At 63.4% G+C, this 22,892-nt stretch carries 19 protein-coding genes; 8 read left to right on the top strand and 11 right to left on the bottom strand.

The annotated features are described in order from the left end of the window. Positions 1 to 144: 144 nt before the first annotated feature. Positions 145 to 540, top strand: a complete 396-nt coding sequence (gene gcvH, locus ACCQ03_RS15525) for a glycine cleavage system protein GcvH (protein WP_003482419.1) — start codon at positions 145 to 147, stop codon at positions 538 to 540. Here gcvH and ACCQ03_RS15520 read toward each other — a convergent pair whose 3' ends face one another. Both ACCQ03_RS15520 and ACCQ03_RS15515 read right to left on the bottom strand, forming a co-directional pair. After that, positions 541 to 768 (bottom strand): hypothetical protein, encoded by a 228-nt coding sequence (locus tag ACCQ03_RS15520; protein ID WP_057679795.1) that lies wholly within the window; start codon positions 766 to 768, stop codon positions 541 to 543. Between the two features lie 176 nt (positions 769 to 944). Continuing rightward, entirely contained in the window at positions 945 to 1,346 is a 402-nt protein-coding gene (locus ACCQ03_RS15515) for a hypothetical protein (protein WP_209228024.1), read from the bottom strand. Positions 1,347 to 1,545: 199 nt separating this feature from the next. Here ACCQ03_RS15515 and ACCQ03_RS15510 point away from each other — a divergent pair, with 199 nt between their 5' ends. Continuing rightward, complete coding sequence (locus ACCQ03_RS15510) at positions 1,546 to 2,013, top strand: histidine biosynthesis protein HisIE (protein ID WP_104619465.1); 468 nt, start codon at positions 1,546 to 1,548, stop codon at positions 2,011 to 2,013. 627 nt (positions 2,014 to 2,640) lie between these two features. Here the strand turns inward: ACCQ03_RS15510 and ACCQ03_RS15505 are convergent. After that, the gene (locus tag ACCQ03_RS15505; protein WP_057679797.1) at positions 2,641 to 4,020 is read right to left on the bottom strand and encodes a serine hydrolase domain-containing protein; all 1,380 of its coding nucleotides are present in this window, start codon (positions 4,018 to 4,020) and stop codon (positions 2,641 to 2,643) included. Positions 4,021 to 4,353: 333 nt separating this feature from the next. Here ACCQ03_RS15505 and ACCQ03_RS15500 point away from each other — a divergent pair, with 333 nt between their 5' ends. Both ACCQ03_RS15500 and ACCQ03_RS15495 read left to right on the top strand, forming a co-directional pair. Then, the gene (locus ACCQ03_RS15500; protein WP_209225500.1) at positions 4,354 to 5,715 is read left to right on the top strand and encodes an NTP/NDP exchange transporter; all 1,362 of its coding nucleotides are present in this window, start codon (positions 4,354 to 4,356) and stop codon (positions 5,713 to 5,715) included. 193 nt (positions 5,716 to 5,908) lie between these two features. Beyond that, a complete protein-coding gene (locus ACCQ03_RS15495; RefSeq protein WP_039572303.1) occupies positions 5,909 to 6,262 on the top strand; it encodes a DUF1304 domain-containing protein in 354 nt (117 codons plus the stop codon). 289 nt (positions 6,263 to 6,551) lie between these two features. Here the strand turns inward: ACCQ03_RS15495 and ACCQ03_RS15490 are convergent, their stop codons facing one another. Then, on the bottom strand, positions 6,552 to 9,026 hold the full coding sequence (locus ACCQ03_RS15490; protein WP_209225498.1) for an acyl-CoA dehydrogenase: 2,475 nt from the start codon (positions 9,024 to 9,026) through the stop codon (positions 6,552 to 6,554). Further along, a complete protein-coding gene (locus tag ACCQ03_RS15485) occupies positions 9,023 to 9,922 on the bottom strand; it encodes an alpha/beta fold hydrolase (RefSeq protein WP_209225495.1) in 900 nt (299 codons plus the stop codon). Before ACCQ03_RS15485 ends, ACCQ03_RS15490 begins: the two co-directional genes overlap by 4 nt. A 136-nt stretch (positions 9,923 to 10,058) precedes the next feature. On the opposite strand from ACCQ03_RS15485, the gene ACCQ03_RS15480 reads away from it, so the two are divergent. Continuing rightward, positions 10,059 to 10,667, top strand: coding sequence for a TetR/AcrR family transcriptional regulator (locus ACCQ03_RS15480; protein ID WP_017157868.1), 609 nt, complete (start codon positions 10,059 to 10,061; stop codon positions 10,665 to 10,667). Positions 10,668 to 11,138: 471 nt separating this feature from the next. Here ACCQ03_RS15480 and ACCQ03_RS15475 read toward each other — a convergent pair whose 3' ends face one another. The 3 genes from ACCQ03_RS15475 to hslO all read right to left on the bottom strand — a co-directional run bounded on the left by ACCQ03_RS15475 (position 11,139) and on the right by hslO (position 16,159). Further along, positions 11,139 to 14,039, bottom strand: coding sequence for a TonB-dependent receptor domain-containing protein (locus ACCQ03_RS15475; RefSeq protein WP_057679801.1), 2,901 nt, complete (start codon positions 14,037 to 14,039; stop codon positions 11,139 to 11,141). Between the two features lie 242 nt (positions 14,040 to 14,281). Continuing rightward, complete coding sequence (locus tag ACCQ03_RS15470; protein WP_209225493.1) at positions 14,282 to 15,115, bottom strand: XOO1806 family protein; 834 nt, start codon at positions 15,113 to 15,115, stop codon at positions 14,282 to 14,284. 153 nt (positions 15,116 to 15,268) lie between these two features. Next, positions 15,269 to 16,159, bottom strand: a complete 891-nt coding sequence (gene hslO, locus ACCQ03_RS15465; RefSeq protein WP_209225490.1) for an Hsp33 family molecular chaperone HslO — start codon at positions 16,157 to 16,159, stop codon at positions 15,269 to 15,271. 74 nt (positions 16,160 to 16,233) lie between these two features. On the opposite strand from hslO, the gene mtgA reads away from it, so the two are divergent. Genes mtgA through ACCQ03_RS15450 form a run of 3 tightly spaced genes read left to right on the top strand, consistent with a single transcriptional unit; the run spans position 16,234 to position 18,411 of the window. Further along, positions 16,234 to 16,980, top strand: coding sequence for a monofunctional biosynthetic peptidoglycan transglycosylase (gene mtgA, locus ACCQ03_RS15460; protein ID WP_209225488.1), 747 nt, complete (start codon positions 16,234 to 16,236; stop codon positions 16,978 to 16,980). Continuing rightward, the gene (locus tag ACCQ03_RS15455; protein ID WP_209225485.1) at positions 16,977 to 18,023 is read left to right on the top strand and encodes a glycosyltransferase family 2 protein; all 1,047 of its coding nucleotides are present in this window, start codon (positions 16,977 to 16,979) and stop codon (positions 18,021 to 18,023) included. The genes mtgA and ACCQ03_RS15455 overlap by 4 nt, the downstream gene beginning before the upstream one ends. Further along, positions 17,983 to 18,411, top strand: a complete 429-nt coding sequence (locus ACCQ03_RS15450; RefSeq protein WP_057679806.1) for a CBS domain-containing protein — start codon at positions 17,983 to 17,985, stop codon at positions 18,409 to 18,411. The genes ACCQ03_RS15455 and ACCQ03_RS15450 overlap by 41 nt, the downstream gene beginning before the upstream one ends. A 12-nt stretch (positions 18,412 to 18,423) precedes the next feature. Here ACCQ03_RS15450 and ACCQ03_RS15445 read toward each other — a convergent pair whose 3' ends face one another. The 3 genes from ACCQ03_RS15445 to ACCQ03_RS15435 all read right to left on the bottom strand — a co-directional run bounded on the left by ACCQ03_RS15445 (position 18,424) and on the right by ACCQ03_RS15435 (position 22,762). Beyond that, positions 18,424 to 20,379, bottom strand: coding sequence for an AsmA family protein (locus ACCQ03_RS15445; RefSeq protein ID WP_209225483.1), 1,956 nt, complete (start codon positions 20,377 to 20,379; stop codon positions 18,424 to 18,426). 58 nt (positions 20,380 to 20,437) lie between these two features. Continuing rightward, a complete protein-coding gene (gene trhA, locus ACCQ03_RS15440; RefSeq protein ID WP_057679808.1) occupies positions 20,438 to 21,082 on the bottom strand; it encodes a PAQR family membrane homeostasis protein TrhA in 645 nt (214 codons plus the stop codon). 75 nt (positions 21,083 to 21,157) lie between these two features. After that, positions 21,158 to 22,762, bottom strand: a complete 1,605-nt coding sequence (locus ACCQ03_RS15435; RefSeq protein WP_057679809.1) for a peptide chain release factor 3 — start codon at positions 22,760 to 22,762, stop codon at positions 21,158 to 21,160. Positions 22,763 to 22,892 lie beyond the last annotated feature (130 nt).

Genomic DNA, 22,892 nt, shown 5'->3' with positions numbered 1-22,892 from the left:
GCGCGGCGCTCGGCGCTGCGCCCGGGTCCGTATCCGTATCCGTATCGCCATCGCCATCGCCACACCGCCGTGCGTGCACCTGTCTTGTCGCGCGGTCTAAACTAGCCACCTGTCCCCAACCATCATCTTTCCCGGAGCACACCCATGAGCGAGATCCCTGGCGACCTCAAGTTCCTCAAATCCCACGAGTGGGCCCGCGTCGAAAGCAACGGTCGCGTGACCGTCGGCATTTCCGACCACGCGCAGGGCTTGCTGGGTGACCTGGTTTACGTCGAACTGCCGGGCGTCGGCGACACCGTGCAGGTCGGCAACGGCGCTGCGGTGGTGGAATCGGTCAAGGCCGCCTCCGACGTCTACAGCCCGGTCAGCGGCACCGTTGTCGAGGTCAACAGCGCGTTGAGCGACAAGCCGGAAACCATCAACGAGGACGCCTATGGCGAAGGCTGGATCTTCGTCGTCGAGATCGACGACAAGGAACAGCTCAACGACCTGCTGGACCCGGACGACTATGCCGAGCTGCTCGAAGACGACGATCACTGATCAGGTATCGTTGCCGCCGGTATCCGATGGCCGCTCCTGGAGCGGCCATTTTTTTTGCGCGGCTGCGTCGGTGATGCGGGCCTCGGTGCAGCGATGCGGCGCGAGCCGGCGCGCAATCGGCGAGAGGGACGCGTCGGCCGCCCCCGACCGCGATGCCGTTGGTGGCATGTCGATGCGGTTGATCGGCAGCAACGATCCAACGTGCATCCACTGCTCGCCCACCTGCACTGCGCCGGATTTCTGACGTGAGTCGTTCGTGAGGGTTTGGCGTGCGCCCGGTGAAAAAAATTTGCGCCATGCCGCCTCGCTCGATCATCCGTCGGTGCACGCGATGGATGCAGCAGTCGGTGCGCGCGGGTGCGTGCATGACGCTCTAGGCGCTCGATAAGTTTGCGCATTTCTGCTCATGCGACGTCGGAAGTGCAGCCGTTGGATAAAAAATTTTCAGCTGGCGGACAGGCGGCAAGCAATGCCGCGGCATCGGCTTGGCCGCCGCGTCGTCCAAGCGCCCAGGCAGCCACGCAAGCACACGGCATAAAAAAAACAGCGGAAAAGAAGTGCTTTTTTGAAAACGCTGTTGGGCCAACGCGCTTTTCGCTTGGACGAGGATGTGCACGCGCGGGGTGATTCGATGGCGTGGCCGTGGCGCGCAGCGATGGTGGGTAAAAAAAAATTGCAAAAGAGTGTTGACAGTAAAAAAAAGCGTGATTAGGTTTCGCCCAGCAGACATTGCTGCGGAAGAGAGTGAGCAGAATCGACATCGCGCCGACAAGCTTGTTCCGGATGTCCACCGAAGCGCTAACCACGGTGGAGTCGGGTCCGCTTCTCTCCAAGAAAGCAGTTGTCGTTCCGACTACGCACCCGTGTCGCTGTTCGATGCGGGTGTTTCTGTATCCGTTCCGTCGCGCATCATCTGCGGACGGTTCCCGACGACGGCATGCCGTCGCGGGGTTTGGTTCAACTGGGCGTTTCACCTCCATAGTTCACTGACGAGGAGCCAATTACATGGCCACTGCAAAAGCTGCGAAAAAGAAACCCACTGCCAAAAAGGCAGTGAAGAAGACTGCCGCCAAGAAGGCAGTCAAGAAGGTCGCCAAAAAGGCAACCGCCAAGAAGGCAGTGAAGAAGACTGCTGCCAAGAAGGCCGTCAAGAAGACTGCAAAGAAGGCAACCGCCAAGAAGGCAGTGAAGAAGACTGCGAAGAAGGCAACCAAGAAGACTGCCGCCAAGAAGGCAGTGAAGAAGACCGCAAAGAAGGCGACCAAGAAGACCGCCGCCAAGAAGACCGCCAAGAAGGCCGTCAAGAAGACCGCCAAGAAGGCAGTAGCGAAGAAGGCGACCAAGAAGTCCGCCACCAAGAAGACCGCTGCCAAGAAGCCCGCCGTGAAGAAGGTCGCCAAGAAGAAGCCGGCCGTTCGCAAGAAGAAGGCCGCTCCGGTCGCGCTGCCTGCAACCCCGGCACCGCTGATCTGATCTTGTAATACCCGATCTCCGTAAACATCGAGCTCTCTCCCCGACGCCCAGCGGGGAGGGAGCTTTTTTATGCCTGGCACCGGCGTGCTGGTTGTGAGGTTGCGCGTCGCCAGTCCGCAAACGGCGTCGCTGTTGCCGGCCGAGCAAGATCGCTGATTTCAAGTTCGCGGCATCGTGCGGCCACCGGCACATGCCGATCGGCAGTGCAGACGTTGCTGCGGGGTCATCTGGCTCTGCCGGCCAACCTGGACAATTGTCGGTACTTTGCACACTGGCTCGAGGGCACGACAGCACGCGGCCGCTGCCTGATTTGATCGCGTGGCAATGCAGCAGGTCGCAGAGCAAGATCATGCGGCGGACCAAGCCGTGAGATTCCAGAGCCAACCGTTCGGGCTCGCCACGTCGGTCCGCCGAACAGACCGGCTCAGTCTCGGCGTTGGGGGCACTGGGTGTTTGCGGCAGCCAGGGATGTCGGGCGCATTGCGCATCCACGGCCTTGCTCTTGCGCGCCCGGCAGGCATGCCATCGGCGAGCCGCCCAACGCGCAATGAAGACACAGAAACAACAAAGGCGGCCGAAGCCGCCTTTGCCTACGCTACCGACACCAGGTCAGTGCACGAGGTCCACTTAGCGTGGCGACGCCACCGACTTGCCGGAAGACACGCCCTTGCCAGCCGGGTCGGGCTTCTCTGCCAGCATATTCTCGCTGCCGAAGTCGCCGTCCACGTCGATGTCCAGCCAGCGTTTGGCCGGCAGGCCGAGCGCGCGGTCCAGGATGGTCGGCAGCATGCCCGAGGGCAGGCCGCTTTCGCCGTTCCACAGGATCGCAACACCCAGGTCGCGCTCTGGCAGCAGTGCGACCAAGCCGCGATACCCCTGCACCGCGCCCGCATGGAACACCACTTGATGGCCGGCGTAATCGAATACGCGCCAGCCCAGCGCATAGCTGGCTGCATCCACACGCTCATGGCGCCAGCCCGAACGCATTTCGCCCGGCGTGGAGATCAGCGGCGCGTGCAGCGTCGCCAGCAGCGGCGCAGGCAGCACGTCGGTGCGATGGCCGGTGTGCGCGAGCAGCCACTGCGCCATGTCGCTGGCGCTGGCGTTGACGCCCGCAGCGGGCGCCAGGCGGTAGTAGGTGGGCTTGGGCGTCAGCGACACCCAGCCATTGCGGCTGCGCACATGCGGGCGCGCCCAGTGCGGGCTGGCCTGGATACCGGCCAGACCCATGCTGGCGTCGTTCATGCCCAGCGGCTTGAAGATGCGGCGCTCTACCGATTGCTCGTAGAAGCTGCCCGATGCGGCGAACACCACATCGCCAACCAGGCTGAAGGCGACGTTCTGATACGCGTAGCAATCGCCTGGGGCGCAACGCAGCGGCGCAGCGGCCAGCTTATGGCTGAGCGAGTAGTAGTCGACGTTGGATTCGATATCGCGGTCGTAGGCGTTGCGGGTCAGGCCGACGCGATGGCTGAGTACTTCGGCCACGGTGAGTTTACGGGTGGCCGCATTGTCGCTGAGCTGGAAGCCCGGCACATAGTCGACCACCTTGCTGTCCCAGCGCAGCACGCCATCGTTGACCAGCAGCCCGGCCATGGTGCCGGCGAAGGCTTTGGACAGCGAGGCCAGGCGAAACACGGTGTGGCCATCGACCGGCTGCGGATGATTGACATCGGTGACGCCATAGCCGCGCGCGCTGAGCACCTTGCCTCCCTGCACGATGGCCATCGCCATGCCGGGCACCCGGTTGCCGTAGGTCAGCTGGTCCGCCATCGATTCGAATGCCGCCACATCGAAACCGGCAGCCGGTGCCAACACCTGATTGGCCGGCAACGCGCTGCGATAGGGCAGCGGTGCGGTGGGCGACTGCGCCACAGTGGCCGCCTGCAATGCAGCGGCGGTGGGCGCGGGTGTCTGCGCGGTGGAGGAGAGGGCCAGAGGCAATAACGCCCCGAACAGCCCGATGGCCAACGGTCGGAACCGTCGGCGCGTGCGCATTTCTGTCATGGTGGTCCCGCCTGTTCCGCTGCCTCCGGCGATTCTAGCGCCGCGCTTTGCAATAGCACAAACTGCCGGAAGATGAATGGGCATCGCATTGATCCTGTTGATGATTTTAGATTCAGAAATCGAGGATTCCGGGGCCGCCGAGGCGTTGCCACGCGCTGGTGCACTAGGCGCTGCAAGCAGTGTGCCGGCACGAAGCGCAGCCCCGGCCGCAGTGTCCTGCGACTGTCGCTGGTGGCGCTGCCTCGCATCGGCTAACTTGCGCGCTTCTTTCGCAGGTGCTGCCGTTGCCATGTTTTTTCTGTCGGGCCCGCCTGTGCGAGCGGCCGTGACCCCATGACCAGCCCTTCTGCGCCGCGATCTGCGGCTGGCCGTTTGAGCGCGGCACTGCGTAGCTCGCCACCACTGGCATGGTCGTTCCTCTACTTCTTTTGCCTGCTCAGCGGTTACTACGTGTTGCGTCCGGTGCGCGAGGCGATGGGCGCCTCGGCCGATGTAGAGGCGCTCTTTCCCACCGGCATGATCGCGTTCTTCGCCGCGCACGGTGTGCCGCTGAAGGACTTCACGCTGCAGGTGCTGTTTACCTGCACCTTCCTGATCATGGTGCTGCTGCAACCGGTCTACGGCGCCCTGGTCAGCCGCTATCCGCGGCGGGTGTTCCTGCCGGGGGTGTATGGCTTTTTCATCGCCACGCTGCTGCTGTTCTACGTGCTGTTCGACAGCGGCGTGCCGGGCCGTGGCATGGCGTTCTTTTTGTGGGTGACCGTTTTCAACCTATTCGCGGTAGCGGTGTTCTGGAGTTTCATGGCCGATGTCTTCAGCAATGCCCAAGCGCGCAGCTACTACGGCTATATCGGCGCGGCAGGCACGCTGGGTGCGTTTCTCGGCCCGGTCCTGACACGCGTCCTGGCCGAGCGTATCGGCATCGCGCATCTGATGCTGGTGTCGGCCGGGTTTCTGGCGGTCTGCGTGGTCTGCGTGCTGCGCCTGCGGCTGTGGGCCGTTGCGCGCGAACAGGAGGGCCAGCTGAGCTCCGGGGAAGTGCCGATGGGCGGCGATGTGCTCGGCGGCCTCAAGCTGATCGTGCGCGAACCGCTGTTGCGCTGGCTGGCCTTCATGGTGTTGTTCGGCGTGGGCGTGGGGACCTTGCTCTACAACGAGCAGGCGGCGCTGGTGCGGCGGCTTTACACCGATGCAGCGGCGGCCACCGCCTATTACTCCAGCATTGACCTGGCGATCAATGCGCTTGCGCTGGTGCTGCAGCTGCTGGTGACGCGCGCCTTGCTGTCGCGCTTCGGCATCGCGCCGGCGTTGTTGATCCCTGGCGTGGCAATCATGCTGGGCTATGCGGCTTTGGCGGCTTCGCCGTTGCCGATGATGATCGCGATTGTGCAGGTGATTACCCGCTCCAGCGAATTCGCACTGGCCAAGCCCGCGCGCGAAACGCTGTACACGCGGGTGAATCGCGAGTGGCGCTACAAGGCGGGCGCCGCAATCGACACGGTGGTCTATCGCGGTGGCGATCTCACCTTCGTTTGGGTGCACAAGCTGGTCTCTGCGTTCGGCTCCAGCGCGGTGTTCGGCGTCGGCCTGGCCGTGGCGACCGGCATGACGGTCGGCGCGTTCGGCCTGTTGCGCCAAGCGCGCAAGCTACCTGCCGAGCGCGACGTGGAGACGGACAAGCGCGTTTCCGAGTAAGCACGGCCACAGCACATGTGGCACAGAGGCGCACAGATGCCACTTGTCGCCTTGGCATCGACCACGCCGACGGTTTGCTTCTCACACCGGCCGCGCCAGAAGCGCACGCACCAGCTCGGCAGTGCAGGTGTGCCGAACAGCGCGACCGTAATCGCGGCTATGCTGGCGGCACCATTTTCCGAGGCGGTCTGCCATGTCCCTGTTCGCCATCATTGCCGGCCTGTGCATCGCACTGTTGCACGTCTACATCCTGGTATTGGAAATGGTGCTGTGGACGCACCCGCTGGGCTTGAAGACCTTCCGCAATAGCCTCGAGAAGGCGCAGGCCACCCGCGTGCTCGCTGCCAACCAGGGGCTCTACAACGGCTTCCTGGCCGCTGGCCTGTTGTGGGGCGCAGTGGCCGCCCGCGCCGACGTGCTGAGCTTCTTCCTGGTCTGCGTGGTTGTGGCAGGTTGCTACGGCGCCTACAGCGTCAACCGCCGCATCTTCTTCGTACAGGCGCTGCCGGCGTTGATCGCCTTGGCGCTGGTATGGCTGCCGTTCTGATCCAGCTGCGGTAGTTGTTCGCAGTGTGCATGGCTGCGATTAGCGCTTGTTCCTAGCCTCAACACCAGGCTGCTTGCAGCGTGTGAGGTGGGCGACTCTGGCACGCGTTCGGCCCCTATGCGCGTTCATTCGATCGTCGGCCAAGCGCGTGGCGTCGCCGACGGATGCGGTCTGTCGCGAGCCTGCAGCCGAAGGCCGCAGGCAGCATGATGGTGAAAAGACCCAGCTGCACAAACAACGACGGCGGGCCGAAGCCCGCCGTCGTCTATTCTCGCCCCAGTTTTACGCCTTACGCAGCTTCGCGTGGCTGTTGCACCTGCGGCTTGTCGTAGAAGCTGGCCGCACGCAACTCATGCGGATCGAAGTCGTCCACGGTGATGGTGTCCATCATGATCTCCCGCAGCTCCTCCAGCAGCTTGCGCTCTTCCATGCTGATCACGCCTTCGGCCACGGCTTCGTCCAGCTGCGCGGGGAAATCCAGCGCTTCGATGCCCTTGGTCTTGAGCGCCTTCAGGAACTTGCGCTCCACCGGCTCGGCCATCACCGCCTTGGTCAGGTAGCTGGCGATACGGCCGCCCGGATTGTTGGCGCACGGCGTCAGGAACACGCCGTTGGCCAGACGGTCGCGCGCCTCATTGGGCGTCATCAACAGCGACGCCACACGATGGCCCAGGCGGTCGCCCGGCGCTTCGGCGCGACGGCCCAACGGGAAGATCAGCACCCACATCAACCAGCCCACCGGGCGGATCGGGAAGTTGCGCAGCGCCGCCGACAGCGCGGTTTCGATCTTGTGCACGCTGTCATGGAACGCCCAAGCCAGCAACGGCTGGTCGCTCGCCGGCGCGCCTTCGTCGTGATAGCGCTTGAGGATCGCGCTGGTCATGTAGATATGGCTCAGCACATCGCCCAGGCGACCGGACAGCGACTCCTTGAACTTCAACTTGCCGCCCAGCATCAGCATCGACACGTCGGCCATCAAGGCCAGGTTGGCCGAATAGCGATCCAGCTTGCGGAAGAACCGACGGGTATACGCATCGCCCGGCGCCGCACCGATGCGCGCACCTGTCAGGCCGAACCAGAACGAGCGCACCGCGTTGGAAACACCGAAGCGGATATGACCGAACAGGCTCTGGTCGAATTGCTCCAGACCGCGACGGGTATCGGGATCCTGCGCGGCCTGCATTTCCTTCAACACCCACGGATGGCACAGGATGGCGCCCTGGCCGAAGATCAGCAGGCTACGGGTCATGATGTTGGCGCCTTCGACGGTCACGCCGATCGGCGCGGCCTGCCAGGCGCGGCCGGCGAAGTTGCGCGGCCCCAGGATGATGCCCTTGCCGCCGATCACGTCCATCATGTCGCTGACCACTTCGCGGCCCATGGTGGTGCAGTGGTACTTGGCGATCGCCGACGGCACCGACGGCACGTCGCCGCGATCCACTGCCGCAGCCGTGGCCTGCGACAGCGCACTGATCGCATAGGCCTTGCCGCCGATACGGGCCAGCGCTTCTTCCACGCCCTCGAAACGGCCCACCGACAGGCCGAACTGCTTGCGAATGCGCGCATACGCACCGGTCACCACCGCCGCGGCCTTGCTGCCGCCACTGGCAGTGGAGGGCAGGGTGATCGAACGGCCGACCGCCAGGCACTCGTTGAGCATGTTCCAGCCCTTGCCGACCATCTCCACGCCACCGATCAGCTGGCTCAGCGGAATGAACACCTCTTCGCCATGGATCGGGCCGTTCTGGAACGGCGAATTCAACGGGAAGTGGCGGCGGCCGATTTCCACCCCAGGGGTGTCGCGCGGCAACAGCGCCAGGGTGATACCGATGTCCTTCTTGTCGCCGATCAGGCCGTCCGGGTCGTAGGCGCGGAACGCCAGGCCGATCAGCGAGGCGACCGGTGCCAGGGTGATGTAGCGCTTGTCGAAGGTCAGCTTGACGCCCAGCACATTGGCGCCATTCCACTCGCCCTTGCAGACGATGCCGTAGTCCGGAATCGAGGTGGCATCGGAGCCGGCGAACGGACCGGTCAGGCCGAAGCATGGTACTTCCGCACCGACCGCCAGCCGCGGCAGATAGTAGTCCTTCTGTTCCGGGGTACCGTAGTGCAGCAGCAGCTCACCGGGGCCGAGCGAATTGGGCACGCCCACGGTGGAGCTGACCACGCTGGAGATCGAGGACAGCTTCTGGATCACCTTGTGGTGTGCCAGCGCGCTGAAACCCAGGCCGCCGTACTGCTTGGGAATGATCATGCCGAAGAACTTGTTCTTCTTGATGAAGTCCCATAGCTCCGGCGGCAGGTCGGCGTGGACGTGGGTGATTTCCCAGTCGTTGATCATCTTGCACAGCTCTTCCACCGGGCCATCCAGGAAGGCCTGTTCTTCGGCGGTGAGTTGCGGCTTGGGATAGTTCAGCAGCTTCTGCCAATCCGGATCACCGGTGAACAGCTCGCCCTCGAAACCGACCGAGCCGGTCTCCAATGCGATGCGCTCGGTCTGCGACAGCGGCGGCAGCACCTTGCGGAAGAAGCCCATCAGCGGCGTGGTCAGCAGCGGCTTGCGCAGGAACGGCAGCAGCACCGGTGCGGAGACCAGCACCACCAGCGCGGCGGCCACGATGGTGGCGGTGAGATTGGCACCCAGCAGCCAGCACGCCACCAGCACACAGGCGCTGTTCGCAACCCACGTGGCAAGGCGCATCCGGTGATAGGCAGCGATACCCGCCGCCAGGATGACGAGGAGGAACGGTGCAATGATGCTCATGGTCTTGCTCCAGTGACATGCTCGGTAGTGTTGGACGCTGCGATGGTGCAAGCCGCCGGCAGTGCGTCCAGATAATGCAACACGGTGGCGGTAAACGTGGTGTTGTCGTCGCCTGCCAGCATGTGCGTGGCATCGGGTAGATGCACATGCTGCGCATGCGGCGCGATGGAGAGGAATTCGGCGATATTGGCTGGCGTCACCAGGTCGCTGCGCCCGCCGCTGATGAGCAGCATCGGGCAACGTACCTGTGCTGCCGCCTCCAGCAATGCATGCTGCTGGAGCTGGGCATCCTGGCCGGCCAGCTCGTCGACCAGGCGTGGATCCCAGTGCCAGTGCCAGCGCCCATCGGCACGCTGCCGGAGCAATGCCTGCAGTTGGCCCGGCGTCTTGCGCGGCCGATGCGGCAGGTAGGCGGCAATCGCGTCGGCAGCCGCATCCAGCGATGCAAAACCGTCCGGATGCGCGGTCATGAAGCGCAGGATGCGCTCCACACCCGTGGTGTCCCAGCGTGGTGTGATGTCGACCAGCACGATGGCACGAAACAGGCCCGGCCACCGCGCTTCGGCCAGCAGCCCGAACAAGCCCCCCATCGATGCAGCAACCAGCACCGGTGGCTCGGGCTGCTCGCCGGCCAGCACGATCAGATCGTCGGTGAACTGCGTTGCCGAGTAGGGGTGGTCTGCCGCATTGCAGCTGGAATCGCCATGCCCACGCGCGTCGTACGCCAGGGTGCGGTAGCCCTTGTCTGCCAGCGTCGTGGCGCAGGCTTCCCACGCATGTCGGGTTTGTCCAAAGCCATGCGCGAACAACACCGTCGGGGCATGTTCTGAACCCCGCATCGACACCGCGAGCACTGCGTCGCCAGCGTTGACGCTGGACAGGGGCGAGATGACCATACTTAATGGTATGGATGGGCGATGGCGACTGTCAATACTCAATCGTATGGACGGTTAAGCCATTGAATCATGGCGCTGATATGTCAATTTCGTGATGCATACTGCAACTGACACAAGCGTATGGTTAAATCGCGGCATGAACGACACCATCGACTCCAGCCTCACCACGCCCCGCGCCAGCTCCGGTCGCGGCAATCGCCTCAGCGCGGACGATTGGGCACAGGCAGCGCTCGACCTGATTGCCGAACAAGGTGTGGGCGCGGTTGCAGTCGAGCCGCTGGCGCGCCGGCTTGGCGTGACTAAGGGCAGCTTCTATTGGCACTTCCCCTCGCGCGACGCGCTGCTTCAAGCGGCCCTTGAGCGCTGGGAAATCTTCGAGCAAAAAGAGGTGTTCGGCAGCCTGGAAGACGTGCCCGACCCCAGCGCCCGCCTGCGCGCGCTGTTTCAGCTGGTCGCCCACGAAGTCAAACCGCACGTCATCTATAGCGAACTGCTCAAGGCACTCGACCACCCGGCCGTGCGCCCGGTCATCGACCGCGTCTCGCAACGTCGCCTCGATTACCTCATCGCCTCGTTCCGCCAGGCCGGCCTGTCCCGCACCGACGCCCAGCACCGCGCCCGTTTGGCCTACGCCGCCTACGTCGGCTTCCTGCAACTCTCACTGCAATTGCAACAGCCCAAGCCGGCCCGCGAAGATTTCGAAGCCTACGTCGAGCATGTGATCCAGACGTTGATTCCTGGGTGAGCGCTAGCATTGCCAGTGCTCGCTCCTATATAGGGCGAATGGAGTAGCACGTGTGGATGCGGCGGAGCGTACGCAAGAGCGCGTTGCCTTCTGCCTGGTGCCCACATGTGGCGTCTATCACTTCATCGATAGGCGATCGCAGAGTTCGGCGCGTCTTTCGATGTGCCGACAGGCGGCATGTCGACCGCCTTATGGGCTGTCGTCGGCTGACAGCTTACTTGCAACGTTGTGCAGTCTTGCGTAACCAGCACACTGCCACTGTTACGGCGCCCATTGTCCTTCGATCATGGGCACCGAAAGCAGTTGCCGTCGTCGCTGATGTCATGCCCATGCGGCGCAGATGTTGGGACTTCTCCGAGTTGTTACGCATCTGAAAATGGCTGGCTGCAGGGCACGTGTGCGGAGATGGTGTATCTGCTCCAAAAAAAAACGGCCCCGGTGAACGGGGCCGTTTCTCGTGCTGTCAGCCTATCAGAAGCGCTGCTGATACTTCATGTACATGAAACGGCCAATGTCGTAGCCGCCGTAGTACGAATATCCCGAGTTCGGCTGGCCGTAGGCCGGCGCCGAGTAGTGCTCGAAGATATTGTTGGCGCCAACTGCAACCGTGGCATTCCACGGCAGGGCGTACGCGACCTGCAAATCGTGGAACGTGTTCGAGCCCAGCTCGTTCATGCCGACCGTCGCGCCCTGGAACTCAGGAGCACTGAAGTCCGGCAAGCTGCAACGATCGGTGGCGAAGCAACGCTCCTTGGTACGCGAGTAGTAACGCGCGCTCCATGTCACGGACCAATCGTCCCACTGCCAGTTCACCGACAGGTTGGAGCGAACACGGAAGTTGCCGCCGTAGCCATTTTGCTGGCTTGGCGGATTGCTGGAGTTGTCGGCCTTCAGTTCGTTCTTGGATACGTAGGTGTTCAACAGCGAGGTGGTGAAGTTGCCCCACTGCGTCTCGAAGCGATAATTCAGATCGAAGTCGAAGCCTTCGGTCTCAACATAGCCGGCATTGCGCAGGCCGAACGAAAGGCTGGTGATGTTGCCCGCTGCGTTACGGGTAAAGCCCACGCAACGCGACTCGATACCGCGCAGGTAGCAATCATCCAGCAGGTCGGTCGGCGTGTCGCCAACGATGGTGTTTTCGATGCGGATATTCCACCAATCCAGCGATGCGTTGAGGCCGGTGATGAAACCGGGGCTCCACACCAGGCCAAGCGTCTTGGAGGTCGAGGTTTCCGGGGTCAGCGTAGGAGTCGAGCCGGACACGAACGGCACATTCGTCTGTTCGCCAGGGCCCGGTGCGGGAGCGACGCCCGACGCATTGAGCTGACGGAAACCTGCCGGCACATCAGCCAGGCAGCGTGCATTGCCGGCAGCCGGGCCGAACGAGGTATCGCACGGATCGGTGTAGTTCTCGAAGCTCTGCGACAGGCCGCCGAACAAGTCTGCAACGGTCGGCGCGCGGAAACCTTCCGACCATGTACCACGCACCAGCACGGACTCGAACGGCTTCCACTTGAATCCGAACTTGCTGTTGGTCGTATTGCCGAAGGTGTCGTAATCCGAATAACGCGTTGCCAGCGTGACGCTCAATTCCTTGGCGCCGGGAAGGTCCGCCAGCAACGGAACCTGCAGCTCGGCGTAGACTTCGTTGAGGTTGTAGCCACCGCGGGTCGGGCCGGCGGCCAGATCCGTCGAGATACCCGTCTGTGCGAGTGCATCTGGCGAGAACGAGCCGGTTTCTTCGCGACGTTCCACGCCAACAGCCACGCCCAGGTCGCCGGCCGGCAGCGAGGCCAGGATGCCGGAAACGCTTGCGAAGTAGTTCTTGGTGGTGGTTTCGGACAGCGCCTGGCCGGGCTGATACAGGTAAGCCTGGACGTTGGGGTCGTTCAAGCCGTTCGGCGCGTTGTAGCCGAACGGAACCAGCGGATTCCAAGGCGTGCATGCCCCGGGGCCGGAGCCGAGGGTAATCGGGTTAGCGGCGGTGCCGCACTGTGCCACACCCTCGGAATTGATGAAGGAGGGGCCGGTGGCCTGGCCGACGGCATAGGTATTGAGATTACCCGTGCTGATCTGCGTGCCTTTATTCTGGTTGTAAAGGAAGCCCGCTTCCCAATCCCAGTATTTCTCGCCGAAATTGAAATTACCGCTAAACTTGCCCGTGAATCGCGAGGTGGTCAGATTGTTCTGAACTTCGCGCGGAACTTCCCAGCCACGCCGGACATATTGAACAGCCTGCGGGGCGACGCCTGCAGGCAGCGTGCCGGTCGCCTGATTGCCCAGCGGATTGAAGACGCTGTCGATGGACAGGCCGCCGCTGCTCAGGTTGAAATTGGCGCTCTGCATCGGATAGCCGGCATTCTGTGCGAACGACTCGCGGTCGGTGTACAGAACGCTGGTGTCGAACGCGACATTGTCGGTGAAATCGAAGTGCCCATTGAGGAACGCCGATTTGCGCTTGATGCCGCTGTAGACCGTGGATGCCAGCGAGGGATTGGAGGTGTCGGTGCCGTTTAGCGCGCGATAGCTGGAAAAGTCAGCCGGATCCAGCCCAGCAACGTCGCGGCGCAGCGTGCGCGTCGAGGTGCCGCCTGCAGCATTGGTATAAGCAAAACGACCAAATTCAGTGGTTCCCGAAAGACCGCCCGGACGCGGATCGGTCTTTTCCCCAGTCGGGAATCGGGCGCGGCTGAACCAGCGGTTACGTGCCCAGACCGGGTCTTCGTTGGTGTATTCGACGCCGGCGGTCAGCGAGCCGCGATCACCACGGAAGCCCATCGTGAAGTCGTACACGTCGCGCTGACCGTCGCCCTGGCCCCACTGGCCAATGTAGACGTTCGCTTCGGCGCCTTCGAAATCCTTGCGGGTGATGATGTTGATCACGCCTGCAATCGCGTCAGAACCGTAAATCGTGGATGCGCCGTCCTTCAGGACTTCGATGCGCTCAACCATGACGGCCGGGATCGAGGCAACGTCCTGCAGGCCGCCGTTGGTGATGCCGAGGCGGTGGCCGTCAACCAGGACCAAGGTACGGTTGGCACCCAGATTGCGCAGGTCGATGTAGTAACCACCGACGTTTTCGCCAGAGCTCAGCGGCGAGGTGCGGCTGATGGCCGGCGAGCCCGCGGTCGGAATGTTCTGCAGAATGTCCGCAACCGACTTGAAGCCCTGCTTTTCGATCTGATCCCTGCTGATCAGCAGCACCGGCTGGGCTGTCTCGCTATCGACCTGGCGGATACGCGAACCGGTCACTTCGATCTTGTCGAGGTTGGTGGTGCCGGCTTCCTGGGCCATGGCGGTGCCGGTACCGCCCACACTCACGACGAGCGCGAGGACAACTGCATCGCGCAGTTTGTTGGACTTGCAATTCATTAGCTCTCTCTCCAAGTGATCTTGGGTACTGCCAAGGGTTGTTTTGCCTGCCGGGGGTTCCGAAAAAGCGGATCCAAAACGTCAGGGTGAACCGATGGTATATGCGTTGCGAGAGAAATTAAAGTCCCGTTAACGAAAAAGAAGAAGGTTGTGAAAGTGGCCGCCTGGCATTCGATCCGCAACGAAAAACGCCACCGGCTGCAGGCCGATGGCGTCTTGAGAAATGCTTCGGAATCAGTGGGTTACAGGTCTTGCTCGTATCTTACGTACGGAACCGTACCGTCGCTGTTGCTCTCGTTACTTGGCGCGAACGGGTTCTTGCCGCGGGAAATGACGTTCTCGGCGCCCACGGTGAGCTGGCCGCTCCAGGGAGTGCGCCAGGTCAGGCCCAGGCCCAGGCCTTCCCATTTTTCGGGTTGGCCGGGGACGTCGACGACGCGACCGATGACATTTGCGCTGAAGGCACCGTAGCCGCCGCCAACGCTCAAGGTCTTGCTGTCCCACTGGTCGGCAATGGCCGGGGACACATCGGCCAGCGGTACCAGACGTGCGCGAGCATACGTGCCGCCGATCGAAACAAAGCCTTCGCGGCCGATGTTCTTCTGTGCGAACACCGTCAGGTCGTTTTGCTCGACACGCGTCAACGGGGCCTTGCCTGCGCCGATCAGCCAGGCAGGCAGGGTGTCGCGGCCTGTGCCGGCAGTGACGCCGACCCGGGCGCTACCGCGATTGAAACCCAGCGTGCCGGACACACGGCGCGAGGCAGCAGCGCTGTCTTCTTCGTCATCGCCGATGCCTGCAAGCAGGCAGTGGCTGGCAAGACCACTGATATTGGTGCCACGGCTGCTGTTGCAGAGCAGGCCAAGCGAGTCGCCGGAGCTCAGACCAAACGCGGCATCGAGCGAGTTGCGACCGAAATGCCACCGCGCGCCGGCTTTCTGCTCGCCGGTCGGCTCCAGGTACAGAAAGGCTTCCACCTTGCCGCTGCCCTTGTTCCACACCGGCAGGATCGTGCTTTCGCGTAACTGCTGGGCCGACTGCGCGTGCACGCCGGTGGCTGCCGCGAGGGCAACCATCAAAGCTAGCGGGAGGCGCAGTAGGTATCGCATACCAGAGGTCAGACCCAGGGGCAGTTGTTAAGTTCCCGAGAGCGGGCAAGTAGGATGCTAGGGTGTTTATGATTATTTAACAAGTGGTTGCATGCCCCCAGAACGCAACCATCATCCTATCTATTGCAACCTTTCCGGCGCTTCCTGCGAGGGCTGCGCTGCGTTGAAAAGTACGTCCAGCGCGGTCAACGGAAAGTGATACTCACGACCGCAGAATTCGCAGCGCACCTCGACTTCGCCAATCGCCTCGGCGGCCGCGCGTGCCTCCTCTTCGCCCAGCGATTGCAGCATCGAGGCGACCCGCTCGCGCGAACACGAGCAGCCGAAGCTGAGTGGCTTGCTGCCGAGCAACTGCGGCTCTTCTTCGTGGAACAGGCGGTGCAGCAGGTCCTGGCCGGCGATCGAGAGCAGCTCCGGTGCGCCCAGGGTGTCGAACAGGGCCCCGATCCGGGTCCAGCCATCGTTATCGCCTTCATCGCCGGGTAGCTTCTGCAGCAGCAGGCCAGCGGCCTGATCCGGGCCAGAGGCCAGCAGCAAGCGCGTCGGCAACTGTTCGGACTGCTGGAAATAGGTTTCGAAAGCTTCGGCCAGATCCGGTGCCTGCATGCCGACCAGGCTCTGGTAGCGCTGCGGCTCGCGCGGGTCCAGGCCGGGGTTCTCGATGGTGATCGCCAGCAGCGCGGCCTCGCCCAGTTCGCGCAGGTCGGTCGGCGCATCCGCACCCTCGGCCAGCTGCACGATGCCGCGCAAGGTGCCGGCGGCGGTGCATTCGGCAAACAGGGTGCGCAAGGTGTCGTTGCCGCGCAGTTGCACCGACAGGCGCCCGTCGACCTTGGTGTGGCCGGTGAACAATGCAGCGGCCACCGCAGCTTCGCCGAGCAGTTGGCGCGCGGCGGGCGGGTACTCGGCGGCACCCTGGATGTCGTGCCAGGCCTTGGTCAGGCGCACATGGACGCCGCGCACGCCAGCGGCGGGCAGCAGGAAACGGGAAAGCTGATCGTGATCGGTCATGGAAACATCGGGCGTAAGGGACGCTGGTTGCCGGATAATGCGGCAGGCATCGGGATTGAAGGTCGTATCGAACAATGGGGACGGATGCATGGGATGGCAAGCAGGCGGCGCCACCGCGGCGCGCGCGGCGGTGGGTGCGCTGGCTGATGGCGGCCCCGCTCCTGTTTGCAGCGGCGAGCGTGCTGCAGGTGCTGGTCTTGCGGGTGGTCGATCCGCCGATCAGCAGCATGATGGTGGGGCGTTGCCTGGAAGCATGGGGCGGAGGCGACTGGCGTTTTTCGCTGCATCAGCAGTGGCGTGATTACGACAAGATCGCCGCAAGCCTGCCGATTTCGGTAGTGGCTGCCGAAGATCAGCAGTTTCCGATGCACCACGGTTTTGATTTGCAGGCGATCGAGAAGGCGCGCGATCACAATGCCCGCGGTGGACGCGTGCGCGGCGCCAGCACCATCAGTCAGCAGGTCGCCAAGAATGTGTTCCTGTGGCAGGGCCGCAGCTGGGTGCGCAAGGGTCTGGAAGCCTGGTACACGGTGTTGATCGAGCTGTTCTGGCCGAAGCAACGCATCCTGGAGATGTATCTCAACGTGGCCGAGTTCGGCGACGGGGTGTACGGCGCGCAAGCGGCTGCGCAGCAGTTCTGGAGCAAGGATGCGGCAGGCCTGTCGCCAACTGAATCGGCACGCCTGGCAGCGGTGTTGCCATCGCCACGGCGCTATGACGCGCGTCGTCCGGGTGCATTCGTGCAGCGGCGTGCGACGTGGATCCAGCGGCAGACGCGCCAGTTGGGCGGCCCTGCCTATCTGCAGGCGCCATCGCGGTGAACACGATCGAGACTGCCCAACCGCCGTCCGCACTCGAACGCCTGACGGTACTCATCGCGGCCTTCAATGAAGAAACCAGTATCCCCTTGCTGCATCCGCGCCTGTGCGCGGTGTTGGCGCAATTGCCCGGCCTGCAGACGCACGTGCTGTATGTCGACGACGGCAGCACCGATGGCACCTGGGAGGTGCTGCATGCGCTGACCGAAGCCGATGCGCAGGTGAGTGCGGTGCGGTTGTCGCGCAATTTCGGCAAGGAAGTGGCGATTTCTGCCGGACTGGACCACGTGCTGCCGGGTGCGGTGGTGTTGCTCGATGCCGATGGCCAGGATCCACCGGAGCTGATCCCGGAATTCGTTGCGATGTGGCGGGGTGGCTACGACAACATTTTCGGTACGCGGGTCATTCGCGAGGGCGAGAGTTGGCTCAAGCGTAGCGCTGCGCACGCGTTTTATCGGGTGATCCGGCGCTTGTCGCGCACCCCGATTCCTGCCGATACCGGCGATTTCCGCTTGTTGTCGCCACGCGTGGTGCAGGCCTTGCAGCAGCTGCGCGAGCGCCACCGTTTCATGAAGGGGCTCTTCGGCTGGGTCGGGTTTCGCCAGGTGGCGCTGCCGTATCGGCGTGAGCCGCGGCTTTCCGGGCATAGCAAGTTCACGGTATGGCGGCTGTGGAATTTCGCAATCGATGGCATCACCAGTTTTTCCACGGTGCCGCTGCGTGCGGCCACGTATCTGGGCCTGCTGACTGCGGTGCTGGCGTTCCTGTTCGGCGCCTGGGTCGTCATCAAGGCCGCGCTGATGGGCGACCCGGTGGCCGGGTGGCCGACGCTGATGTCGGTGATCCTGTTTCTGGGGGGCGTTCAGCTGATTGCCCTGGGCCTGATTGGCGAATACCTGGGTCGCTTGTACGACGAGGCCAAGCAGCGCCCGCTGTATCTGGTTGATACCCGGCGCGGCGCGGTGGGAGTAGGCTGCGATCACCAGACCAAGCGCGGAGCGGGCCATGCAGACCGTACGACAGCTGTTGGGGACCAAGCAGGTTGAGGTATTTGCGGTTGCCGCCGATGCCGCGGTGATCGAGGCGATTCGCCTGATGGCCGAGAAGGCCATCGGCGCGGTCCTGGTGATGGACGGGTCGCGCTTGGTCGGCATCGTTTCCGAGCGCGATTACGCGCGCAAGGTGGTACTACGCGATCGCTCGTCTTCCACGACCAGTGTCGCCGAGATCATGAGCGCGGAGGTGGTGACAGTGTCGCCATCGGACACGGTGGAGCGCTGCATGCAACTGATGACCGACGGACGCTTTCGCCATCTGCCGGTGGTCGAAAACGGCCGCGTGCAAGGCGTGATTTCGATCGGCGACCTGGTCAAGGCGGTGATCGAAGCGCAGCGGCAGGATATCGATCAGCTGCAACGCTACATCGCCAGTTGACGCTGCGCTGACTTACTGCGCGTACTTGCCGCCGCAATCGCTGTCCTTGCCCGGGCCTGGTTCGAAGGTCGCAAGCAGGGCGGCCGGCGGTGCGATGCTGCCGAGCGCAACCGCGATCGCGCCGCGCACGCCGAGTGCCTTGAAGTCGGGGCGGAAGCTTGGGTCCTTGAAGGTGCCGCCGATCCGCAGCGGCGAGCGCAGGCTGAGGATGCTGCGATCTTTCGGGCGCGGGCGCAGCAGCAGATCGAGCGTTTCGTTCTTGAGGCTGATGTTGCCTTCGCCGACGATGATGGTGTCGGTGCTATCGAAGGCCAGTGCCCGCGACTGCATCAACCCATCCTGCACGCCGAAATCGCCGAAAATGCAGCGCACGGGAATCTGCCGGTCCTTGGTGAGCAGGTATTTCAGCGATTCGGCGATGTCCAGGCCGGCCAGCTCCATGATCAGGTTGCCGACATGGCCGCGGCCCATGCCGACGCTGATGCTGCCATCGGCGCTGCCGAGCATTGTGGCGATGGAGTTGCCGCGGCCACGCAGATCCAGCTCGCCGCCGATCGCACCCGAGGCCTGCTTCGCGAGCGCGGCATCGGGGAACAGCTGATCCAGACGAATGCCGCGAATGCTGGCCTTCAGTTGGGTGGTGATGACTGCACTGCGCGCATCCATGCCGATGGTGGAGCGGATGTCGCCGCCGGCGACGCCGAAGTTCAATGGATCCAGCCGCAGCAGGCCGTCCTTCAACGTCAGCGAGGCGTCCATATCGTCCAGGGGCCACGATGGTGCATTGATGCGCTGTGCGCGCCAACGTACCTGCGCGTCCATTGCACGCAACTTGGATAGGTCGTACGGCGTGGTCGGCAGAACGCGTGCGCTGGCGGCGAGCTGCGCGGCCTGTTTCTTCTGCTCGGCGTTTGCCGATTCGTTGGCTCCGGTTTTGGGCGGCGCGCCGACGAAGCCGGCCAGGTCGTCGAAATCCAGCCGTTTGGAAGCCAGGTCTGCGCGCAGGAACGGCCGCTTGTTGCGCAGATCGATCTCTGCAGTACCGGAAAGATCGCTGTCGCCGGCAGTGCCGGCGAACTTTTCATAGCGCCAGACATCGCCATCACGGCGCAGGCGGCCGTCCAGCGTGTAAGGCGGCGTGGAGGGCATCGCGACACCGATCAGCGGGTACAGGTCTTCCATATCCTGGCCGCTCAGCGCCATCTGCAGGTCGAACACCCGGAACTGAAACGGATTGGTCAAGGTGCCACGCACATGCGTCCGCGTGGCGCCGGCGCTGCCGCGCAGATCGATGCGAAAGGGGTGTTCGCTTTGGCTCAATTCCAGCGGCGAGGCGGTATTACCCTTGAGCGAGAACGGGTAGCCTTTCCAGCGACCCTTGCCGTCGATTCCGATCGGCGCAGCGCGCTGGTCGCTGCTGGGCGGTGCCAGGCTGTTGATCGCCACATCCACGTCCGAGCGGCTGGCATCGTCGATATATTGCAGCCGCCCATCATTCACCAACAGGCGCCCCAAGCGCGGCATGCTGCCGTCGCCATCACTCTGGTCGAAGACCCAGTTACCCGGATGGCTGTCGTTGCCAGCTTCCAGCAACAGGGTGGGGTGCTCAAGCCGGATCTCCGGCAACCGCAGGCTGCCGCGCAGCAATGGCCAGAATTCGACATCGATCTCGGCCGCGTTCATTTCTGCCATGGCGCCGCGCTTGGACCACGCGGCATTGCCCAGGCTCAATCGCTCGCCGCGTACGGTGGTAATGCGGCCCAGATCGACATCCAGATGACCCAGATGAAATGCGCGCCCGGTCTTCGCACTGACCGCGCGTTCGACCGGCCCGCGTAACCAGTTCCAGTCGAACAGCAGGACGAAGATCGCCACGAGGACAGCAACGATGCCGAGCCACATCCACCAACGGCGACGTCGCGATAGGCGGGCGGGCGAATGAGCGGGCGAGGAGGGCACGTTGTTCACGTGCGCAATGGTTGGCGATGGCTCGTGCACGGCGCGCGAACGCGCTGTGGGTCACAGATCACATCACCTGCGCAATCACCGCAACGAAGTGGCAAGCGCTACCGGCGAGCACGAACAGATGCCAGATGGCGTGGAAGTAACGCTGGGTGTCGCGTTGATAGAAATACGTGCCCAAGGTGTAGAAGAGCCCGCCAGCCAACAGCCAGCACAGCGACCAGGTGTCGACAGAGCGCAGCAGCGGCTCGATGGCCACGATGATCAGCCAGCCCATCACCAGATACAGCACCGTCGAGAGCAATCGAAAGCGACCGGTAAAGAACAGTTTGAAAATCACCCCGGCGGCGGCAATCGTCCAGATGGCGGCGAACAATCCCCAGCCCCAGGGGCCGCGCAGATTGATCAACGTAAACGGTGTGTAGGTGCCGGCGATCAGCAGATAGATCGCGCAATGATCGAGCACCTGCAGGCGCGCCTTGGCGCCCGGATGCGGAATGGCATGGAACAGCGTGGAGGCGACGTAGAGCAATACCAGCGTGGCACTGAACACGATGGCGGTGGCCAGTTGCCAGCCATCGCCATAGATGGCGGCCAGCGTAATCAGCACCGAACCACCGGCCAGTGCGGCAATCGCACCCAGGCCGTGTGTGACGGCACTGGCGATTTCGTCGCGCAGGTCGGTCGAGGGGGAGGCGTCTGCGTTCATGGCAAAAAGGTACCGCAATTGCGAGCAATTCGCATCGCCAGCGGTACCGCACGCTTGCTCCAGGTCATGCGCAGGTCAATCGATCGCCCTGGCATGCGCATGTTCGCGGGTGGCCGAGAAGCGCACATCCGGCGCGCGTTCTTGTGCCAGCTGCAGATTCACGCGGGTCGGTGCCAGGTAAACCAGTTCGCCGGCCGCGTCGATGCCCAGGTTGCCGGCATTTTTCTCGCGAAATTCCTCCAGCTTCTTGGGATTGTCGCAGTGCACCCAGCGTGCCGTGGTGACGCTCACCGGCTCGAAGATCGCATCCACGCCGTATTCGTCCTTGAGCCGGTACGCGACCACGTCGAACTGCAGTACGCCGACCGCGCCCAGGATCAGGTCGTTGCTCATCAACGGGCGGAAGAATTGCGTGGCGCCTTCTTCGGACAGCTGCGCCAGGCCCTTCTGCAATTGCTTGAGCTTGAGCGGATCGCGCAGGCGTGCGCGGCGGAACAGTTCCGGGGCGAAGTTGGGAATGCCAGTAAACGACAGCGATTCGCCCTCGGTGAAGGTATCGCCGATGGAAATGGTGCCGTGGTTATGGATGCCGATCACATCGCCCGGCCACGCTTCGGCGGCGATCTCGCGATCGGACGCCATGAAGGTCAGCGCGTTGGCCAATTTGACGTCCTTGCCGCTGCGCACATGCAGCGTCTTCATGCCGGCAGTGAACTTGCCAGAGCACACGCGCATGAAGGCCACGCGGTCGCGATGCTGCGGATCCATGTTGGCCTGGATCTTGAACACGAAGCCGCTCAGCTTGGCTTCGGTCGGCTCCACGCGGCGGCCGGTTGTCTCGCGCGTCTGCGGCGGCGGTGCGTGTTCGACGAAGAAATCCAGCAACGGTTGCACGCCGAAATTGTTGACGCCCGAGCCAAAGAACACCGGGGTCTGCTGGCCGGCGCGGTAGGCGTCAAGATCGAACGGGTTGCTTGCGCCTTGCACCAGTTCCAGCTCCTCGCGCAGCTCGGCCAGCATTTGCTCGCCGATCTTTTCGACCAGGCCGGGCGCCTCCAGCGAGGGGAAGATGGTGGAATCCTGACGGGTGAAATTGCGTCCCTGTTCGTACAGATGCACTTCGCCGGAGATCAGGTGCACCACACCCTTGAGGCGCTGCCCCATGCCGATCGGCCAGGTGACTGGTGCGCACTGGATGCCGAGCACGGTTTCCACTTCATCCAGCAGATCGATCGGGTTCTTGCCTTCGCGATCGAGCTTGTTGATGAAGGTCATGATGGGCGTGTCGCGCAGCCGGCAGACTTCCATCAGCTTGATGGTGCGTTCCTCCACGCCCTTGGCCACGTCGATGACCATCAGTGCCGAGTCCACCGCGGTGAGCACGCGATAGGTGTCCTCGCCGAAGTCGGCGTGGCCGGGCGTGTCCAGCAGGTTGACGATCTTGCCCTCGTACGGGAACTGCATCACCGAGGAGGTCACCGAGATGCCGCGCTCTTTTTCCAGAGCCATCCAGTCCGAGGTGGCATGGCGAGCGGCCTTGCGGCCCTTCACCGAGCCGGCCATCTGGATCGCGCCACCGAACAGCAACAGCTTTTCGGTCAGCGTGGTCTTGCCGGCGTCGGGGTGGGAAATGATGGCGAAGGTGCGGCGGCGCGCGGCTTCGTTGGAGACTTCGGACATGGGCGGGCGCGCGCCCGGTTGGACGCCTGCGGAAACTGAGGAAGCCGACGATTATAGCGGCTTCGCTGCGGCACGCTTTTGCGGCAGGGGCGGGGCTCGGCGATCTGGGCGCCGGACCTCGGTCGGGCCG

The sequence above is a fragment of the Xanthomonas sp. NCPPB 3569 genome, assembly GCF_041475645.2.
GTDB lineage: Bacteria > Pseudomonadota > Gammaproteobacteria > Xanthomonadales > Xanthomonadaceae > Xanthomonas > Xanthomonas phaseoli.
The sequence above is the reverse complement of the archived record's forward strand: the minus strand, read 5'-3'. Positions and strand labels throughout refer to the sequence as shown.

What these genes read in the sequence shown, in the direction of transcription:
- gcvH (WP_003482419.1), top strand. Translation starts at nt 145, where the DNA reads ATGAGCGAGATCCCTGGCGACCTCAAGTTCCTCAAATCCCACGAGTGG.
- ACCQ03_RS15510 (WP_104619465.1), top strand. Translation starts at nt 1,546, where the DNA reads ATGGCCACTGCAAAAGCTGCGAAAAAGAAACCCACTGCCAAAAAGGCA.
- ACCQ03_RS15505 (WP_057679797.1), bottom strand. Translation starts at nt 4,020, where the DNA reads ATGACAGAAATGCGCACGCGCCGACGGTTCCGACCGTTGGCCATCGGG.
- ACCQ03_RS15500 (WP_209225500.1), top strand. Translation starts at nt 4,354, where the DNA reads ATGACCAGCCCTTCTGCGCCGCGATCTGCGGCTGGCCGTTTGAGCGCG.
- ACCQ03_RS15495 (WP_039572303.1), top strand. Translation starts at nt 5,909, where the DNA reads ATGTCCCTGTTCGCCATCATTGCCGGCCTGTGCATCGCACTGTTGCAC.
- ACCQ03_RS15490 (WP_209225498.1), bottom strand. Translation starts at nt 9,026, where the DNA reads ATGAGCATCATTGCACCGTTCCTCCTCGTCATCCTGGCGGCGGGTATC.
- ACCQ03_RS15485 (WP_209225495.1), bottom strand. Translation starts at nt 9,922, where the DNA reads ATGGTCATCTCGCCCCTGTCCAGCGTCAACGCTGGCGACGCAGTGCTC.
- ACCQ03_RS15480 (WP_017157868.1), top strand. Translation starts at nt 10,059, where the DNA reads ATGAACGACACCATCGACTCCAGCCTCACCACGCCCCGCGCCAGCTCC.
- ACCQ03_RS15475 (WP_057679801.1), bottom strand. Translation starts at nt 14,039, where the DNA reads ATGAATTGCAAGTCCAACAAACTGCGCGATGCAGTTGTCCTCGCGCTC.
- ACCQ03_RS15470 (WP_209225493.1), bottom strand. Translation starts at nt 15,115, where the DNA reads ATGGTTGCCCTCGCGGCAGCCACCGGCGTGCACGCGCAGTCGGCCCAG.
- hslO (WP_209225490.1), bottom strand. Translation starts at nt 16,159, where the DNA reads ATGACCGATCACGATCAGCTTTCCCGTTTCCTGCTGCCCGCCGCTGGC.
- mtgA (WP_209225488.1), top strand. Translation starts at nt 16,234, where the DNA reads ATGGGGACGGATGCATGGGATGGCAAGCAGGCGGCGCCACCGCGGCGC.
- ACCQ03_RS15450 (WP_057679806.1), top strand. Translation starts at nt 17,983, where the DNA reads ATGCAGACCGTACGACAGCTGTTGGGGACCAAGCAGGTTGAGGTATTT.
- trhA (WP_057679808.1), bottom strand. Translation starts at nt 21,082, where the DNA reads ATGAACGCAGACGCCTCCCCCTCGACCGACCTGCGCGACGAAATCGCC.
- ACCQ03_RS15435 (WP_057679809.1), bottom strand. Translation starts at nt 22,762, where the DNA reads ATGTCCGAAGTCTCCAACGAAGCCGCGCGCCGCCGCACCTTCGCCATC.